Here is an 18,655-nt window from a genome sequence, read left to right as displayed (position 1 = left end):
TGAATCCTTATGACTGAATTTCCTAGTGTTGATACTAGGGAGTTGCGTAAACGTCTCGGAGTCGATATCGACGCCGAGACGTTTTTGCTATCCCTAACCCACCGCTCCTACGCCTTCGAGAACCCCGGGGTGGAGCACAACGAACGCCTGGAGTTCCTGGGCGACTCCGTGCTCTCCCTGGCCATCGCCGAGGAGGTGTACCGCCGCTACCCCGAGCTACCCGAGGGTGAACTCGTGAAGCTGCACCACGTGGTGGTGTCCACCGTGGCGCTGGCGAAGGTAGCGCGCGACCTGGACCTGGGCCGGTACATTCGGCTCGGCAAGGGCGAGATTCACACCGGCGGCGCGGACAAGGACTCGATCCTGGCGGACACGATGGAGGCAATCTTCGGCCTGACCTACCTGCAGTGCGGTCGCGAGGCAGCCCGCGAGCTGGTTCTGCGGCTAATCGCGCCGCTGCTCGACGACGAGAAGGTGCTGAACTCTGGACGCGACTGGAAGACCGACCTGCTGAACCTCGCCACCGCCCGCGGCTGGGGGGACGTCAGCTATGAAGTCACCGGTGAGGGTCCCGACCACGCGCGCGTGTACACCGCGGTTGCAATCGTGGCGAACCAGAAGACGGGCACCGGCGTGGGCCCGAGCAAGAAGGAAGCGGAACGCCTGGCCGCCGAGCAGGCCTACCGGGTTCTGGTTTAGGCTCATTCAAGCATCCTGCAGGTCTGTTAGCTCTGCGGGCTCTTGATTCTGCCGCCACGCTGATTGGAGGGAATCATGCCCGAACTACCCGAGGTGGAAACCGTTCGCGCAGGTCTAGCCGACCATTCGCTGGGCCGCCCCGTGCAGGCGGTGCGCGTGCTGGATGCACGTTCGCTACGTAGACACCTGCCCGGTCCCGCCCACTTCGAGGCGGCACTCACCGGCAGGGCGCTGCGCGGCGCCTACCGCCGCGGCAAGTACTTGTGGCTGACCCTGAGCGAGCCGGACGGTGCGCTCGCCGATGAGGCGCTCGTGGTGCATCTGGGCATGAGCGGTCAGCTGCTCGTGCGCGACGAACCGGGCAGCGAATTGGACAACGATTCGGGTGATGAAACGGAGGCTCGCGCGGCCTTTGATGAGCAGCCGCGGCACCTGCGCGTGGCGCTCGAACTAGGACCCGCCGGAGCTACCAGCGCTGCGGGAGCTACCGGTAGCATGGCGAGCACCAGTCGGGAGAGCACCGGGCAGCGGTTGCTCTTCGTGGATCAGCGCATCTTCGGTGGCATGTTCCTCAGCCCGCTGGTACCGGACGTACCCGCAGCGGTTGCAGCGAATAAAGCAGCGGTGGGTGAAGTAGCACCGGGTGAAGTACCGGAGCGTTTTCTAGTGCCGGAAGCGGTCAAGCACATTGCCCGCGACCCGCTGGACGAATTCTTCGACCCCGCGGCGGTGCGCCGCAAGTTCCTGCGGACCTCCAGCGGCATTAAGAAGGTGCTGCTGGACCAGTCGGTGATCTCCGGCGTGGGCAATATCTACGCCGACGAGGCGCTGTGGCGTGCGCGGCTGCACTACGCGAAGCCCGCACGCACCCTGAGCGCCGCGCAAACTCGCGACCTTCTGGCGGCGGTCACGCAGGTACTGCGCGAGTCCCTGGCGGCCGGCGGCACAAGCTTCGACGCCCTGTACGTGAACGTGCTGGGCGAGTCTGGCTACTTCGAGCGCTCGCTGAACGCCTACGGGCGGGCGGGGGAGCCCTGCCACCGTTGCGCGGAGGCGGGCCGCACCTCCCTGATCGTGCGCGAGCCGTTCCAGAACCGCTCATCCTACCGTTGCCCGCACTGCCAGCGGGCGCCGCGCTCCCGCTAGGTAAAAGCGCGGGCTAGGTAAAAGCTCCATAAAGCATCACGCTAGATAGACGCTCCGACGCAAAAATGACGGCGTAGCTTACGTTCCTCCCGAAAACGGGGGATGTAGCTACGCCGTCATTCATTTAAACCCGCCGCGGCAAGAGCCGGCAGAAAAGAAACGGGGGGGGGGAAAGAGAGAGAAGCGCCTTCCCCGTCGTTTGCTCCCCGTCGTTTGTTCCCGGGGTTTGTTCCCGGGGGGGGATCCAGCGCTAGAAGGGTTTCTGCTTAGCGGCTGTACCTGTCTCCGTAGAAAGCCCCCAGGCGCTCGTAGCCCTCCTCAATCGACACGGCGGGCTCCCACTGCAGCAGCTCGCGGGTGCGGCGCTGATCGAACCAGTGTGCCGTCGAGAGCTGCTCGGCAAGGAACTCCGTCATGGGCGGCTCATCGCCGGCCGTCACGTTCTTCGGCAGACGCTCCCACACGCGCTCGATTACGCGCCCGGCCAGGGCCGCAACCTTCGCGGGCACCGAGAAGCGCGGGGCGGGAACGCCGACCGCCTCGCAGAAACCGCCCAGTAGCTCGGCAATGGTGCGCGGCTGGCCGTTCGTGACCACCAGCGCCCGACCCGCAAAGGCGTCGAGGCGCTGATAGCCGCGCACCAACGCATCCGCGGCGTTATCAATGTAGAGCGTGTCAATCAGGCCCGTACCGCCCGAAAGCAGCGGCAGGCGACCCGCGGCGGAACGCTCCAGAATACGCTCGACCAGCTGGGTATCGCCCGGACCCCACATCAGGTGCGGGCGCAGCGCGCCGGTGTGCATGACCCCGCCCGAGGGCAGGGGCGTGCCGTTCGCCTCCAGAACCAGCAGCTCGGCGGCCGCCTTGGAACGGGCGTAGTTGCCGCGCGCATGCTCCGGGGACGCCACGCCGGCGCCGTCACCCACGATGGAAGATCCCGCGTGCGCCACCGAGGGCGAAGAAATGTACAGGAAGGTGTGCACCGAGTGGTTCACGGCGGCCTGTAGCATGACGCGGGTTCCGCCAATATTAATGCGCTCGTAGTCGGCCCACTCGCCGCTGACCGAAACCTTCGCGGCCGCGTGCACCACGCCGTCCACGCCGGTCATGGCCTCGTCGACGACCTTTTCGCTCGTGATGTCGCCGCGCACCTGCTCAAAGCGGGGGCGAATCGAATCGGGTAGCAGGGCCGCGATGCCCGAGTCGCCGCGCTGCAGAACGCGCACATCGTAACCGACGCGCAGCAGCTCCAGCACGCTCTCACGACCCAGCAGGCCCGACGCGCCTGTGAAGAGGATGCGCTCGCCAATACGCGGCGCGAAGTCCGACTCCTCGACGGCGCGCAGGGAACGCGGCGCGGGGTCGCTGTAGCGGGCGGCCAGGGGGCGCGCCGGCTTACGGAAACGAGCCGTGGGGGAGGCCGCCGTGTGCGCGGTCGACAGGCGGGACGCAGCCTCGCGAGAAGAGGACCCACGAGAAGAACGAGGGGACATCATGCTCCTTAGAAAGTAAAGACCCGGCGGATTTACGCCCCGGCGAGGACCTTTGCCGCCCACTCGCCCAGGGCGGGGCGGTCAATCTTCGAATTGTGGCGAATATCGGTCGGATGCTCGTGCACCACCAGCACGGCGGCCACCTCCACGCCGGTATCCTCGGCGACCTTTCGGCGCACCAGCTGGGAGAGCTCGAAGGGTGCCACGCCCTCCGCGATGGGGAAGCGGTGAGCGCCGGGCACGCGATCGAGCAGGGCGCGCTTGAATGCGGAGGCCGACTGGCGCGCCTCCAGTACGGCGGTGTTCGCGGAAGCCTCGATGACCAGCACGGGGGCGGCGGTTCCGGCGGGGCCCACCGCAACCAGGGCGGCGCGGCGCACCTCCGGCAGCGACTCGGCGGACTGCTCAGCCGCAACCGGGGTCAGCACGCCCTGGGAGGTCAGCAGCACGTGGGCGAGGCGGCCCTCAACCCACAGCCGACCCGAAGCGTCCAGGTGACCGACATCACCGGTGTGATGCCAACCCGGGGTGCTAATGGACTGCTCCTCGGTGACCCACAGAGTGTCGTAGCGGTCCTTCACGTGCGGTGCCGAGACCAGAATCTCGCCGGTCACACCGGGCTCGTGGGTCATTTGCGAATCGACCGAACCGTCCTGCAGCAGCGGTGCAATAGCCACCGCCGCGCCGTACACCGCGAAGCCCACGCACACGCCGTCGCGGGCGAACGGGTCGAGCACCTCACCGGCGGCGTTCGGGGTGCCCTCGGCAATCGCCTGGCGAATCATTTCGAAGGACACATCGGTCACCGGTAGGCCCTCGGTCATACCGTAGGGGGTGTGCAGGGAGGCGTTCGGCACCAGGGCGGAGAGCGCCTCCAGCAGGGGCACGGGAATCGGCGCGCCAGCGCTGAGCACCGTCTGAACCTTCGCCAGGGCCGCGCGCTGCTCAGCGTTCAGCTCGTCGGCGGTCGCCACTACGTTCACCAGGGCGGCGGGGGAGGCGAACACGACCGAAGCGTCGATGGCCGCCGCGGCCGAGGCCAGGGCAGAGGCCGTCAGGGTCTTCGGGCGGGTCACGTCCATGGTCGGGGTCACGCTGGTCGCGCCCAGCGCCGGGCCCAGCAGGGCAAAGGGCGCGAAGCCGGCCACCAGGCCGCTACCGGGCGTAAAACCGTAGGTGTTCGCGATGGCATCGCGCATACCCGCCAGCTGCCGCTGCGTGTACACCACGCCCTTGGCCGGGCCGGTCGAACCGGAGGTGTACAGCACCGCCGCGTCAGCATCCGGAACGGGGGAGGGGAACTCCACTACGGTCGGGGTGGGGATGGGCTCGCCGAGTCGTCCCTCGGCGGAGGCAGCGAACACGGAACCGGATACGCCCAGCAGCTTCTCCTGCGCGGCGCCCAGCGGTTCCACCGAGATGCGCTTGCCCGGCCAGAGCAGGGTGCGTGCGGCGGTCAGCGCGGCGGGAATACCGATCAGGAAGCTCGGGTTGGCGCCCTTCAGCGCGCGGGTCAGGCCCGCCAAGCCCAGGCCGGTATCGGCCACGACGATGACCGCGCCGAGCTTCAGGCAGGCGTAGATCAGGGTGGTCAGGCGTGCACCGGGCGGCACCATGAGGTTTACGCGGTCGCCCGGGCGCACGCCCAGGGCGTGAAGGCGGGCCGCGGCGGCGTTGACCTGGCGGTTCAGCTCGGCCCAGGTGAGGGTCACACTCACGGTGGTGCCATCGCCCTTGGGGTCCATGTCCACCACGGCCACGGAGGTGTCGTCGGCACGCTCGGTGAGGGCCGCGAGCATGGGGCGGAACGCCTCGGGAACAGTGCCCTCAGCAACGGTACCCTCGCCGGCGGCTCCCGCCGAGGTTTCGGCATCCAGACCGTGGCGGCGCGCGCGGGCGGCGCGGTGCTCGGCCTCAGCGTTGCGCGCCGGAACCAGGGAACCGTCCTCGCCGCGGGTTCCAAAGGTCTGCGCGAGCCAGGACATGATCGGCGCGGCGATATCGTAATCCTCGGCCACCAGGTGCGAAGCCTTCTCGTAGCGGTGCACCTTCGCCTGCGGCATGCGTTCCATCAGGTCGAAGAGGTAGCGGCGCTGGAACACCGGATCCTTCGTGCCCCACTGGAAGAACGCGGGTACGTCCAGGTCACGAATCTGCTCGGCAATACGCTGCATGGGCGCGTACGAGGGCACGTCGGTGCCGGTCGGAATATCGCCCACGAAGTTGCGCACGCCCTCGCGCCAGGCCGGGTGGGCGTAGGGGGCGCGGTAGGTGCGGTAAATCGCCTCGTTCAGCGGGCTCGGGTACAGGCGCTTGGGCTGCTTACCCATCGGCTGCGGCAGGGGACCGCCCGCGGGGCCAGCGCCGGGGGTTCCGGGCTCGGGCAGGCGGCCCTCGTTCTGAGCCAGGCCCAGTGTCACATCAATAAACGCGGTGGAATCACGGGTGCCCAGCTCGTGCACGCCCAACGCCAGGCGCAGGGCGGCGGGAATGTTCTCAATGCCGTCGTGGTACACCGCGGTGTTGGTCAGCAGCACGCCCGAGAGAAGGTCGCGGTGCTCCAGGGCCCAGCCAAAGGAAATGAGGCCGCCCCAGTCGTGGGCGAGGGTCACGACCGGCTGATCGGTCTGATCCAGGCCGAGGGCCTTCGTAAAGTCGCCCAGGTCGGCGATGCGGTCCTCCAGGCTGCGGCGCTCGCCCTCCAGGTCCAGGTGGGTGCGCTCCGAGAAGCCCATGTCAATCTGGTCGACCGCCACCACGCGCCACGGGGTGCGCTCGTTCACGCCCGCATCCAGCACGGTGCGCCACAGGTACGACCAGGTCGGGTTGCCGTGCACGCACAGAATCGTGCCGATGGGCTCCAGTCCGCGTTCGGCGAGCACCGGTAGGTTGTCCAGGTAGTGCCAGCGGCGCGCGTCCGCCTGCTTCGCCCGCCGCTCAATGGGGGCGGTGGTGGGCACCTCCAGCCGGTGGGAGTAGCGCGGGTCCACGCCCGCCCACTCCTCCGGGTTGTAGGGAGGCTGGGTCTTGGGGAAGTTCAGGTGACGCATACTGGGGGTCCTTCCGGCCGAGGGCTTCGGCGGTTAGCGGAATCGGTGAGGGGATGCCGGGTTGGGGGCGGCGAACGGGCCGAAGCGCCCGCGGGGGTGAGTCGCTACCACTGAATCTCGAGCAGGGCGGTGTTCAGGCCCGAACCCACGCCCATGCACAGAATACGGTCGCCCTCCCTATAGGTGGGGGCGCACTCGGCCAGGGTCATCGGCAGCGCCGCGGCGGCCACGTTGCCCCACTTCGGGAAGGTCAGGGGGATACGGTCGCGCTCGATGCCGACCGCCTCGATAATGGCGTTCGTGTGGGCGTTCGAAATCTGGTGGGTCACGTAGGAGGTCATGTCGTTCCACTCCCAGCCGTCCTCGTGCGCCTGCTCCCAGGCCTGCGCCACGAGCTCCAGGCCGTGCCTGAGCAGCCCCTCGGCGTCGGTGTTCATGCCCTGATCGGCCTCGCCGCCGATGCACAGGTTGCGGTGCTCGGTGCCCGCGCGGGACACCGAACCGACGATGCGGTGGCCCTCCGGGTGGCGGTCAGCGCGACCAATCACTGCCGCCGCCGCACCCGAACCGAGGGTCAGGGTTGCGAACTGAGCCAGCACGTCCTTGCGGGTCGAATCGGGGTTGTTCAGGATGCGCACCGCGGTACGGTGCCACGGGGAGGGGTCCTCACCAGCGACAATCAGGGCGTAGTCGATAGCGCCCGCATCAATCATGGTGGAGGCGACAGTCATCGCGTTCACGAAGCCCAGGCATGCGTTCGTAATATCGAAGTTTAGGGCGTGACGCGGCAGGTCCAGGCGGTCGTGCACACCCACCGAAACGGCGGGCTCAAAGTTATCGCGAGTCACCGAGGCGTTAATCAGCAGACCAATCTGGGAGCGGTCAATACCCGCCTGTTCGATAGCCTTCTCGGCTGCGGCAACAACGCCGTCCTCGAAGGTCTGACCCTCAGCCCAACCGCGGCGGGTTCTAATACCGGCTAGACGCTCCAGCAGGCCCTTCGGCATGCGCAGACGCTTATAGGTTTGGGCCAGCTGCTCATCGAAGTAGTCGCTCGTGACGACCTCCGGAGGCAGCTCATGGGTAATAGACAGCAGAGCTGCATTAGCGTGGCGAATGTCAGAGTTCGTGCCGACCTTATCGGCGGATGCATTCATCAATGGTGTGGCCCTTGAAAATAGAAGTCAGTGGGATACATAGAAAAACGCGGGGATGCGAACAGCGGCCCCGCAGAATTCGTGATGCTCATTCCAATCTACCGCACCGACCGGGCGAACCCGTATCCGTAGACCCAATATGAACGCGCCCGTTCACCCCGCGCGTAAGATGATGCACAATGAGGAACTTTGAACCCTTTTCACCCCGTGCACGTTCACGCCGCCCGCCCGCCGCACCGCGTACACTAGAGGGATGCCGCCCACACACCCGAAAGGCCCGACCTGCGGGTTCGACCTGCAGGTTCGAGCTGATGGGCTTCGCCGCGGCGGCGTTCCAAATCCGGCACCTTCTTCTGCAGAAAGGCCCCTTGTGCACCTGATGTCGCTGACCCTGCGCGGGTTCAAGTCTTTCGCCTCGGCCACGACCTTCGAGTTCGCCCCCGGCATTAACGCCGTGGTGGGCCCGAACGGCTCCGGCAAATCCAACGTGCTGGATGCGCTCGCCTGGGTCATGGGCGAGCAGGGCGCCAAGAGCCTGCGCGGCGGCAGCATGAAGGACGTCATCTTTGCCGGCTCGGGCGACGGCGTGCAGCGCGCGCCCCTGGGCCGCGCCAAGGTGACGCTGACCTTCGATAATTCGGACGGCACCCTCAGTATTCCCGCTGATCGGGTGCAGATTTCGCGCACCATGTTCCGTTCGGGCGGCAGCGAGTACGAGATTAACGGTTCCCCGGCGCGCCTGAGCGATATCCAGGACCTGCTGTCGGAGGCCGGCCTGGGTCAGGACATGCACGTGCTCGTGGGCCAGGGTCAGCTGGACGCGGTCCTGCACGCAACCTCGCAGCAGCGCCGCGACATGATTGAGCAGGCGGCCGGAGTGGTGAAGTACCGCCGCCGCCAGGAGAAGACCAGCCGCAAACTGGAGTCGGTGGCCTCTAACCTGACGCGCCTGAGCGACCTGGCGAGCGAGCTGGACTCGCAGCTTCAGCCGCTGAGCGACCAGGCCGAGTCCGCCGCGACCGCGCGGCAGCTGCAGGGGCGCATCCGCCAGCTGGAATCGGTGCTTCTGGCCCGTCAGCTGGGCGTTCTGCGCGCCGAGCAAGAGCAAGCCGCCACCGCCGAGGCGCAGGGCACCCGCCGCGCCGAGGGCCTGAGCGAACAACTGCGGGCGGCCCGCGAGGCGGCCGAGGCACATCGCGAGGGGCAGCTTCGACTCACCGCAGAGGTGACGGCGGCCCAGGCCGCGGTGTCTTCCCTGCGCGAGTCTGCGGCGCGCACCCGCTCGGTGCAGTCCATCGCCGCCGAGCGCGTGCGCACCTACCGCGTGGAGCTGACGGAGGCGACCGCCGCCGCCCGCGCCGGGTACGAGCGCGCCCTGGAGGTGCTGGAGGAGCGCCGCGAGGAGTCCGAGCGCGCCACCGAGCAGTACGCCGGCTTTGAGGAGCGCTACGCGGAGGCCCTCGCCCGGGTGGAGCGTGCCGCCGAGGCCGTGGAGCGTTGCGAGCGGAGCACCGGGGAGGCAGCGCACCGCCGGGCCCGCGCGCAGGAACAGCTGGATGCGGCCCGCGCCGAGGCCGTGGAGGCGACCCGCGCCTACGCGGCGGCCTCCGAGCGTGCCGCGACCCTGCGTGAGGCGCTGGGGCAGAGCCTGGGGGAGGACCCTGCCGCGGGGACCGTGACCGAGGCCCCCGCGGCCGGGGATGCCGCGTCGAATGTTGTCGCTTCGGGCGAGGACGAGTTCGACCCCGAGACCGGCGAGCTACTGGAGCATGCCGAACCGGCCGACTCCGAGGCGCCCGCCGCGGGTGCCCTGCGCGTGCTCAACGCCGTGCAGATTGACCCAGAGTACGCTCGCGCGGCGGCCTGCGCCCTGAGCACCCTGGCCACGGCCGCACTCACCGAGTCCTCCGCTGGCCCCGACCGTTCCCACCTGCGCGGGGAGGCCCCCTCGCACGAGCGAGTCCCCGCCGCTTCGCTTCCCGAGCCTCACGCGGAGCGCCTGGCTGAGCTGGGCGTGCGCGCGGCCCTCGAGGTTGTCGAGCCCCTGAGCGAGGAGGCCGCCGCGCTGAGCGGCATCGACGGGGAGACCCTGCGGGTTATGGTCGCCGCCCTGCGTGAGCGCCTGGCCGGGACCCTCTTCGCCCCGAGCCCCGAGGCGGCCGAGGCCGCCCTGCGCCTGCTGACCGCCGAGTACCCCGAAACCCCCGAAGACTCCAACGACTCCGAAACCCTCGAAAGCTCCGAGAGTGACACCTCGACCCCCGAGGGAGAAACCGCTGGTCGGGACGTTTTCTGGCGCGTCTTTGACGCGTGCGGAGTCGAGTACACCCGCTACAGCCTGCTCTACCCGGCCGAGGGCGTGAGCGCCCTGGAGCTGGCCGCGGCCCACCGGGAGGCCGAGCGCGCAGTGGCCCTCACCCGCGCCTCCCTGGACGATGCCGAGGCCGCCGTGGCCCGCGCCCGCACCGCATCGGAATCCGCGGTCGAGGACGAACGCGTGGCCGCCAAGGCCGCCGGCGTGGCCGCCGCCGAGCACGCCCGCGCCCGCGCGGAGGCCGAGTCCCTGAAGGACTCCGCGCTGAACGTTCAGAACGAGCGCGCCCGCCACGTCGAGCGCCTGGCCGCCGCCGAGCGTGCCGTGAGCGAGGCGGAGTCCGCCTACCGCGCCGCCCGTACCCGCGAGGACGAGTACCTGGCCGGCACGGGGGAGCAAGCCCCCGCCGCCACGGTGGAGCGCCGTGCCCGCCGACTGCTCGAGGTGCTCTCCGCCGAGGTGACCGAGCGCGAGGGGCAGCTGCGCGAGCTGAGCGCCGAGCTGGAGAAGACCCGCGAGAGCGCCCTCGCTGCCGATGAGGAGGTGCGCGACCTGCAGTCGAGCCACGCCGCGGCCCTGACCCTGCTGGCCCGCACCCAGACCGAGGCGGCCCGCGTGCAGGAGCGCCTGCAGGCCCTGGCCGAGCGGGTGCGCCTGCAGACGGGCGTGAGCCTGGAACAGCTGGGGGAGGACTACTCCGAGCAGCTGCCCGTGGACATTTCCGAAAATATCGAAAGCTTCGCGGGGGCGCCCGAAAATACCGCAGAAAAGGAAGCGACCGAAAATACCGAAAGCGCCGCAAAGAATGTAGAAAATGCCGACGGCGCGGAAAACCCCGAGGACGAGCCCTCCGAACGCGAGATCCCCACCGCCGTTGTGCGCGCCCGCCTGGAGGCGACCCGCGCCGAGCTCACCGCCCTGGGCGCCATCAACCCGCTGGCCCTGGAGGAGTACGAGGCCCTCTCTGAGCGCCACGCCTACCTGAACCAGCAGATTGACGACCTGAAGGCGACTCGCCGCGACCTCAACACGGTCATGGACGAGGTGAGCTCCCACATCGCTGAGGTCTTCACCGCCGCGCTGGAGGACATCAACACGCACTACCGCCGCATCTTCGCGACGCTCTTCCCCGGCGGCGAGGGCCACCTGGAGCTCGACGACCCCGCCGACCCGCTGAACGCCGGCGTGGAGATTCACGCCCGCCCGGCCGGCAAGAAGGTCAAGCGACTCTCCCTGCTTTCGGGCGGCGAGCGCTCGCTGGCCTCGCTGGCCCTGCTGATTGCGATTTATATGTCGCGCCCCTCGCCCTTCTACGCCCTTGACGAGGTGGAGGCCGCCCTGGACGACCGCAACCTCTCGCGCCTGCTGCAGGTGCTGGGCGAGCTGGGGGAGCGCTCCCAGCTGATTGTGGTGACGCACCAGAAGCGCACGATGCAGATGGCGCAGACCCTGTACGGGGTGTCGATGCGCGAGGGCGTCTCCGCCGTGCTGTCTCAGGATATGGAAGAGCTGCGCGAATTGCTCTAGGTTTCCTTCGGAATGGACCCGCTTGGGGCCTTATCACGCCCCTCGGCGACATTCGGGCAGGCGCGCCCGGGGTACTATTGAAAATTATGGGTGAACGCCCGCCGGCACGCTTTCTTTAAGCATTTCGGATTTTTTCCGCGCATTTCTTAAAACGGCGCGGGAAAACCCGTACACGCCAGCCGGGCTCGCCCCGTTCAGGCCCGATGCGCCGCCCCCGCCCCCGCGGGCCCGCGAGATTCGCGCATCCGGCATCAACCATCCAGGGAAGGAATAGTGATGAGCGAAAACCTGGCAGATGCTTTCCTCAACGGTAAGTCGTTGAAGAACGCCCCCGGCCCCTACTTTGGTGAGTACGGCGGGCGGTGGATGCCCGAGTCGCTGATTGCCGCCATGGATGAGCTGGAAACCACCTTTAACGAGGCGAAGAACGATCCCGAGTTCCTGGCCGAGTTCAAGCGCCTCTCCGCCGAGTACTCGAACCGTCCGTCGCTGCTGACCGAGGTTCCGAAGTTCTCGGAGCACGCCGGTGCCCGCGTCTTCCTCAAGCGTGAGGACCTGAACCACACCGGTAGCCACAAGATCAACAACGTGCTGGGCCAGGCTCTGCTGGCCAAGCGCATGGGTAAGACCCGCCTGATTGCTGAGACCGGTGCCGGCCAGCACGGCGTGGCCACCGCGACCGCCGCAGCCCTGTTCGGCATGGAGTGCGTGGTGTACATGGGTGAGGAAGACACCGAGCGCCAGGCCCTGAACGTTGCCCGCATGCAGCTGCTGGGCGCGAAGGTGATTGCGGTGCAGAACGGCTCCCGCACCCTGAAGGACGCCATTAACGAGGCGCTGCGCGATTGGGTTGCGAACGTCGAGAACACCCACTACCTGCTGGGTACCGCCGCCGGTGCGCACCCGTTCCCGGCGATGGTGCGTTTCTTCCACGACGCCATCGGCACGGAGGCGCGCGAGCAGATTCAGCAGCTAACCGGTCGCCTGCCCGACGGCCTGGCCGCCTGCGTGGGCGGCGGTTCGAACGCGATTGGCCTGTTCCACGCGTTCCTGGACGACCCTTCGGTCGAGATTTACGGCTTTGAGGCCGGCGGCGACGGCGTGGAGACTGGCCGTCACGCGGCGACCATCACCCTGGGCCGCCCGGGCATGCTGCACGGCGCGATGACCTACCTGATGCAGGACGAGGACGGCCAGACCATCGAGTCCCACTCGATTTCGGCTGGCCTGGACTACCCGGGTGTGGGCCCGGAGCACTCGTACCTCTCCGATATTGGCCGCGTGACCTACGAGCCGGTGACCGACACCGAGGCCATGGATGCGCTGAGCCTGCTCTGCCGCACCGAGGGCATCATCCCGGCGATTGAGTCTTCGCACGCCCTGGCCGGCGCACTGCGCGTGTGCCAGCGCTGGGCCGCCGAGGACCCGGAGGCCGCCCGCGAGAAGACCATGATTGTGTGCCTGTCGGGCCGCGGCGATAAGGACATGGAGACCGCTCAGAAGTGGTTCGGCCTGGGTAAGGCCATCCCGTCCTCGACCCTGATGACCGGCAACAAGGAGGCCGCCGCCTCCGCTGAAAAGAACGCCCAGACCGAGAGCGAGGCTAAGTAATGAGCTACCAGGACTTCATTCCCCACGCCGCCCCCTACGAGGTGGTGGACGGTACCTTCCCTCCCGCTAACTCCGATTCGCCCCTGGCCGCTCGTCTCGCGCAGTGCGAGGCCGAGGGCCGTGCGGCCCTGATTGGCTACCTGCCGGTGGGTTTCCCCACCCTGGAGGAGTCCATTGACGCGGCGATTGCCCTGGGCAACAACGGCGCCGACATCATCGAGCTGGGCGTTCCCTACTCCGACCCGGTGATGGACGGTCCGGTGATTCAGAAGGCGACCGGCCAGGCCCTGGAGAACGGCTTCAAGCTTTCCCAGCTCTTTGAGGCGGTCCGCCGCATTACCGAGGCCACCGATGCGGTGGTCGTGGTGATGACTTACTGGAACCCGGTTCTGGCGTACGGCGTGAAGAATTTTGCGCGTGACCTGGCGGCCGCCGGTGGCGCGGGCATGATTACCCCCGACCTGGTGCCCGACGAGGCATCGGCCTGGTTTGAGGCGTCGAACGAGTACGGTCTGGATCGTATTTTCCTGGCCGCGCTGTCCTCCTCGCCGGAGCGTCTGGCAACCGTGGCGAAGGCCTCGAGCGGCTTCGTGTACGCGGTGTCGGTCATGGGTGTGACCGGTGCCCGCACCTCCGTGTCGGAGGCGGCCCGCACCCTGGTGGCGGATATCAAGGCCGCCGGCGCGAAGCGCGCGTGTGTGGGCCTGGGCGTTTCGACCCGCGCTCACGTGGAGGAGATTGGTGCCTACGCGGACGGCGTGATCGTCGGTACCGCGCTGGTGAAGGCCCTGGCCTCCGGCGGCGTGGATGCGGTAGCCCGCCTGACCCGCGAGCTGGCGGGGCGTGAGGCTTAATGTCGGCCCTGCTTTCGGCGGTGGCCCTGCCGGCGCTGTCGATTCCTTCCCCGAGCGTCTCGTACCTGCAGCTGGGCCCGTTTCGTGTACATTTCTACGCTCTGTGCATTCTGACCGGTATGGCGGTGTGCCTGTGGCTGGGCGCCCGCCGCTGGAAGGCGGCGGGTGGTACCCCTGAGCGCGTCTTTGACGTGGCGATGTGGGCCATCCCGGCCGGCATCGTGGGTGCCCGCGCCTACCACGTGCTGATTACCGACCCGGGCAGCTACTTCGGCCCGAATGTCGCTGATCCGTGGGCCTTTCTGAAGATTTGGGAGGGCGGCATCGGCATCATGGGTGCCGTGTCGGTGGGCGCGCTGGGCGCCTGGTACGGTTGCCGCCGCTACGGCATGAATTTCCCTGCTTTTGCGGATGCGGTGGCCCCCGGCATCCTGCTGGCCCAGGCCTTTGGCCGCTGGGGCAACTGGTTCAACCAGGAGCTGTTCGGCAAGCCGACGACCCTGCCGTGGGGCCTGGAGATTAGCACCTCGAGCGGTAATTTCCCCTCGCAGTATCCGGCCGGCACGCTGTTCCACCCGACGTTCCTGTACGAGTCGCTGTGGAACCTGCTGGGCGTGGCCCTGTTGCTGTGGCTGAGCCGTAAGGGCGTGCTGAAGCTGGGTCAGACCCTGTGGCTGTACGTGTTCTACTACGGCGTGGGTCGCCTCTTCATCGAGATGTTCCTGCGCATCGACACTTCGGAGATGCTCTGGGGTGTACGTATTCACGTGTGGACGGCCCTGCTGCTGGTGCTACTGGGTGCCGCGGGCTTTGTGGTGGCCGGTCGTCGCGCGGCGGCGAAGGCCGCCGCGGGTGTTGAGCCCGGCCCCGTGGAGGTTGCTCCGAAGCGTTCGGGGAAGAAGGCCGATGATGCCGAGGACTCTGCGAGCGCCGAAGACTCCGACGATTCCGAGGGGAAGTCGGAGGCCGCCGAAAAGGCCGGGAAGTCGGAGGACACCGCGTCCAGCTGATGCTCTCGGTAACCGATAATTCATGCTGAAAACCGCCGGATGGGGGAGCACCCCGTCCGGCGGTTTTCTGTCTTTCAGCTCCCGTGCCTGACCCCGTTTTGGGCCCCGTGCCGGCGTTCTGCTCTCGTGGAGCTCCCGACTCGGCTTCCACACCGCAGAGAGTTTTCGGCGACTTGTGAAAACAGGGGCCTGAGAAGGCATAATAGAGGAACCACGGTAATACGTGCTCGCGTGGGGGCATAGCCTCTGGGAATCGGCCCCTTCCGCGCGGCACGCACCGCGCTCAGAATCATTCACTCAACTACAGGACACATATCGTGAGCTCTTCTTCCGGCGATTCTTCACGCCCAATTTCTCCCTCCTCCCGTTCGGGCCTGACCCGTCGTCGTCTCGTGGCCGGTGCGGCCTGGGCTGCCCCCGCCGTCGCTGCTTCGACCCTGGTTCCCGCTTTTGCCGCCTCCCCCGAGGAAGGCGAATGTACCGGCCCCTACGAGGATTCCACCCTGATTACCGCCGGTGACGGCGTGAAGAAGGTTGCCGTTCTGACCGTGCCCGCGGGTGCCCGACGCATGCGTTTCACCGTGATTGGCGGTGCCGGCGGCACGAACTACGCCGTTGCGGACGCCGGTTCGGGCGCCCTGGTAGAGGGATCCATGCCGGTGCGCGGCGGCCAGGTGATTACCCTGACGGCCGGTTCGGGCGGCATCGGTAACGGTGAGCTGACCCCGGCCGAGGGCGGTGACGGCTACGGCGTGGGCGGCTCCTCGAAGGCTTCCTCCCCGGTCCCTGCGGATGTGGTCGCCGCGATTGAGAGCCTGACCGGCCGCACCGGTGGTGTGATGGGACATGGCGGCATGAACGCCGTGCTTTATTCCTCCTCGGGCGGCGGTTCTTCCGCGATTGAGGTGGACGGCGTGCCGATGATTGTCGCCGGCGGTGGCGGCGGCGCGGGAACTCTGGCCACGTACGCGACGGATCTGCCGAGCCCCGCGAAGCCGGGTGCGCTGCAGGCGACGGCTTACTACTCCCTGGATAGCTCCGGTCGCCGCCACCAGTTCAGCACCGGCGGAGGCGCCGGTTCCAGCGACGGCGACGGTTCCCCGGGTTTCGTGGGTTTCACCTCGTACACGGCGCAGTCGGTGCCGCTGCTGAAGGTGAACCCCGGTTCGGGCGCTATGAACGGCATGGGCGGTGGTGGCGGTGAGAAGCTGGACCCGCCGACCTCCGACGGTTCCGTGATTGGCTTCTCGAGCACCTCCACGCAGAAGCTGGTGAGCAGCGCGGCGGCGGGCGAGACCGGCCCGAGCGGTTTCCGCGCGAAGGGCGCGGATGGCGTGGTCAGCTATTCGTACCAGTGGGACCAGACCCCCGCGGGCACCGACGCGTCCCCCTCGAATGCGGGCGCGATGTTTAACGGCTACCAGTCGGTGGTATCCGGAGGCGGCGGTGCCGGTTACGGCGGCGGTGGCTCGGGTGCGGCGCTGAGCGTCTCGGCCCGCGTGGTTTCGCAAAAGTGGAATAACGATCCGGCTCGTTCCCGCTACGCGGTGGGTACGGTGCAGCTGGCCGGCGGTGGTGCAGGCGGTGGAACCTACATGGATACGACCGCGTACGTGAGTGACCTGGGCTGGGCCATGAACGCCCCGAGCGCCTCGGGTGAGCGCGGTGCCGGTTCGGTCGAGGTTGCTTTCTGCTTCTAAGATGCCGCTAGGAACCGTATAGGTGCGGGTTGAACCCTACCTTTAGGGTACTGTGCGCACCAAACTTAATATTTAAATTTTTTCTGAGTGCCTCCCAGACCGCTGGTTTGGGAGGCATTCTCATCTTCTGTGTTGCTTTGTCATAGCGTCATTTCAACCTTTGGCGGTTTAGCGCATTAGTCGGAATGGACCTTATCGAAAACTTATCAACATTGGTTTGTAGATTCCTAAACATCCCCTTCGTCATATTTGGGAAGGGTCCTTCCGATTGGCGGCTCGTCATTTTACGGTGGAAGTGTCAAGAATACGCGCACCTGCGCCGCTGGTATACGGTCCGTGTGCGGTCAACGATGACTAAGGAGTTTTAGGTCATGTGCAAGGAAACCATGAAGGCTGTTGTTGTTCCCGAGAAGGTTGATGGCTCGGTTGAGGTTCGTGAGGTTCCCGTCCCGGCCGTGGGTCACGGCCAGGCGCTCGTGAAGATTGAGTATTCGGGCGTATGCCACACCGACCTTCACGTGGCCTTGGGCGACTTCGGCGAGGTGCCCGGCCGCATCCTCGGTCACGAGGGCATCGGCCGTGTCGTCAAGGTCGGCGAGGGTGTTGAGTCCCTGAAGGTGGGCGACCGCGTGTCGGTGGCCTGGTTCTTTGAGGGCTGCGGCCACTGCGAGTACTGCACCTCGGGCCGCGAGACCCTGTGCCGTTCGGTCAAGAACGCCGGCTACACCGTCGACGGCGGCATGAGCGAGTACACCCTGGTGCCCGCCGACTACGCGGTCAAGGTGCCCGAGGGCCTGGACCCGGCGCAGGCCAGCTCGATTACCTGCGCGGGTGTGACCACCTACAAGGCCATTAAGGAATCGCTGGTTCGCCCGGGCCAGTGGCTGGTCGCCTACGGTGCTGGCGGTCTGGGTAACCTTGCCGTTCAGTACGCTAAGAAGGTTTTCGGTGCCAAGGTTATCGCCGTTGATATCAACGACGACAAGCTTGCTCTGGCCCGCGAGACCGGTGCCGACTACGTGATCAACGGCCGCGAGGTGCAGGACGTTCCGGCCCGTATTCGTGAGCTGACCGACGGTGGCGCCCACGCCGCCGTGGTGACCGCAGTGTCGAAGGTCGCCTTCAACCAGGCGGTGGAGTCGGTGCGCGCGGGTGGTTCCGTGGTGGCCGTGGGCCTGCCCTCCGAGATGATGGAGCTGTCCATTGTGAAGATTATTCTGGACGGCATCCGCGTGGTGGGCTCGCTCGTGGGTACCCGTCAGGATTTGGCGGAGGCCTTCCAGTTTGGTGCCGACGGCATCGTGGTTCCCGTCGTGAAGCTGCGCCCCGTGGACGAGGCACCGGAGGTCTTCAAGGAGATGGCCGCCGGCACGATTACCGGCCGCATGGTGCTGGATTTCGCAAGCCTCTAGGAGGTGCGAGCCCGGTGCGTGCGGCGTGAGCCGCGGCTGATCGGGCGATGAAACGTCTAGGGCGCATCCCGTGTAGCGGGGGAGTAGGGGTACTTTCTCGCGGTGCATACGGCACGGGGTGCGCCCTAGTGTGCGTTGCGCTCCGGGGCTTTCCGCAGCCTGTGGCAAGGGTTTCCGCAAGAGAGATTTCTGGATGGAAAAGCTCGGCGTTACCGCTGAGAGTGCGAAACACCTAAACGTAATATATCCATAAAATTATTTTGAAATAATCGAGGATTATCTCAAAAACTCCAGTAAATCACCCGAAAAATATGCACTATTAGACATCCAAAGAATTCAAAATATATTTTTATCAGGTAAACTTTCAATCAACGGTTGAGACGTAATATTTTCCGAAATGATGGGCGGAAAGCCCTCCTTCGACCTATCCTTGAATGAGGGACACGGCGTGTGAAGGAACCGCCCTCCTAGATATCGGTTCCTTCCCAGGAACGCCGCATCCCGGGTGAATTTCAGCATCTTCGTACCGTGCCGTCATTCGCCATGAGTCCTACTTCCGGTCAGGCTGCCCCTCTAGACACCTCCTGGGACTAGGCCTCACAGCGGTTAGTGTGGGCCCCACGGACGTAGTCAAGGGGGATTGCGTTCGCCACACTAATCCGGGGCCCGCCTCGCGAGATGA

General features: G+C 66.8%; 11 protein-coding genes. 8 read left to right on the top strand and 3 right to left on the bottom strand.

What is annotated here, in order from left to right; translation table 11 throughout:
- Positions 1-9 precede the first annotated feature (9 nt).
- Positions 10-699 carry a ribonuclease III gene (gene rnc, locus HMPREF2674_RS06945; protein ID WP_070483950.1) on the top strand — a complete coding sequence of 230 codons (690 nt, stop codon included), beginning with the start codon at positions 10-12 and terminating at the stop codon, positions 697-699.
- 75 nt (positions 700-774) lie between these two features.
- A complete protein-coding gene (mutM, locus tag HMPREF2674_RS06940; RefSeq protein WP_070825259.1) occupies positions 775-1,845 on the top strand; it encodes a bifunctional DNA-formamidopyrimidine glycosylase/DNA-(apurinic or apyrimidinic site) lyase in 1,071 nt (356 codons plus the stop codon).
- A 266-nt stretch (positions 1,846-2,111) separates the two neighbouring features.
- Here mutM and HMPREF2674_RS06935 read toward each other — a convergent pair whose 3' ends face one another.
- From HMPREF2674_RS06935 to HMPREF2674_RS06925, 3 genes are all read right to left on the bottom strand, one after another.
- Positions 2,112-3,338 carry an NAD-dependent epimerase/dehydratase family protein gene (locus HMPREF2674_RS06935; protein ID WP_070825258.1) on the bottom strand — a complete coding sequence of 409 codons (1,227 nt, stop codon included), beginning with the start codon at positions 3,336-3,338 and terminating at the stop codon, positions 2,112-2,114.
- Between the two features lie 32 nt (positions 3,339-3,370).
- A complete protein-coding gene (locus HMPREF2674_RS06930; RefSeq protein WP_070825257.1) occupies positions 3,371-6,388 on the bottom strand; it encodes an alpha/beta fold hydrolase in 3,018 nt (1,005 codons plus the stop codon).
- A gap of 104 nt (positions 6,389-6,492) precedes the next feature.
- Positions 6,493-7,545 carry a 3-oxoacyl-ACP synthase III gene (locus HMPREF2674_RS06925; protein WP_070825256.1) on the bottom strand — a complete coding sequence of 351 codons (1,053 nt, stop codon included), beginning with the start codon at positions 7,543-7,545 and terminating at the stop codon, positions 6,493-6,495.
- Positions 7,546-7,924: 379 nt separating this feature from the next.
- Between HMPREF2674_RS06925 and HMPREF2674_RS06920 the strand changes: the two genes are divergently transcribed.
- The 6 genes from HMPREF2674_RS06920 (at position 7,925) to adhP (ending at position 17,973) form a co-directional block, all read left to right on the top strand.
- Positions 7,925-11,386, top strand: coding sequence for a chromosome segregation SMC family protein (locus HMPREF2674_RS06920; RefSeq protein WP_070825292.1), 3,462 nt, complete (start codon positions 7,925-7,927; stop codon positions 11,384-11,386).
- 276 nt (positions 11,387-11,662) lie between these two features.
- The gene (trpB, locus tag HMPREF2674_RS06915) at positions 11,663-12,997 is read left to right on the top strand and encodes a tryptophan synthase subunit beta (protein ID WP_049331388.1); all 1,335 of its coding nucleotides are present in this window, start codon (positions 11,663-11,665) and stop codon (positions 12,995-12,997) included.
- A complete protein-coding gene (gene trpA / locus HMPREF2674_RS06910) occupies positions 12,997-13,851 on the top strand; it encodes a tryptophan synthase subunit alpha (RefSeq protein WP_049331386.1) in 855 nt (284 codons plus the stop codon). The genes trpB and trpA overlap by 1 nt, the downstream gene beginning before the upstream one ends.
- Entirely contained in the window at positions 13,851-14,861 is a 1,011-nt protein-coding gene (gene lgt / locus HMPREF2674_RS06905; protein ID WP_070825254.1) for a prolipoprotein diacylglyceryl transferase, read from the top strand. The genes trpA and lgt overlap by 1 nt, the downstream gene beginning before the upstream one ends.
- Positions 14,862-15,178: 317 nt before the next feature.
- A complete protein-coding gene (locus tag HMPREF2674_RS06900; protein WP_049331382.1) occupies positions 15,179-16,561 on the top strand; it encodes a hypothetical protein in 1,383 nt (460 codons plus the stop codon).
- A 371-nt stretch (positions 16,562-16,932) separates the two neighbouring features.
- Entirely contained in the window at positions 16,933-17,973 is a 1,041-nt protein-coding gene (gene adhP / locus HMPREF2674_RS06895) for an alcohol dehydrogenase AdhP (protein ID WP_084824446.1), read from the top strand.
- Positions 17,974-18,655: the final 682 nt, after the last annotated feature.

Origin of the sequence: Rothia sp. HMSC062F03 (genome assembly GCF_001836905.1) — a bacterium.
GTDB classification, from domain to species: domain Bacteria; phylum Actinomycetota; class Actinomycetes; order Actinomycetales; family Micrococcaceae; genus Rothia; species Rothia mucilaginosa_A.
This window is presented reverse-complemented; position numbering and strand designations above follow the sequence as displayed.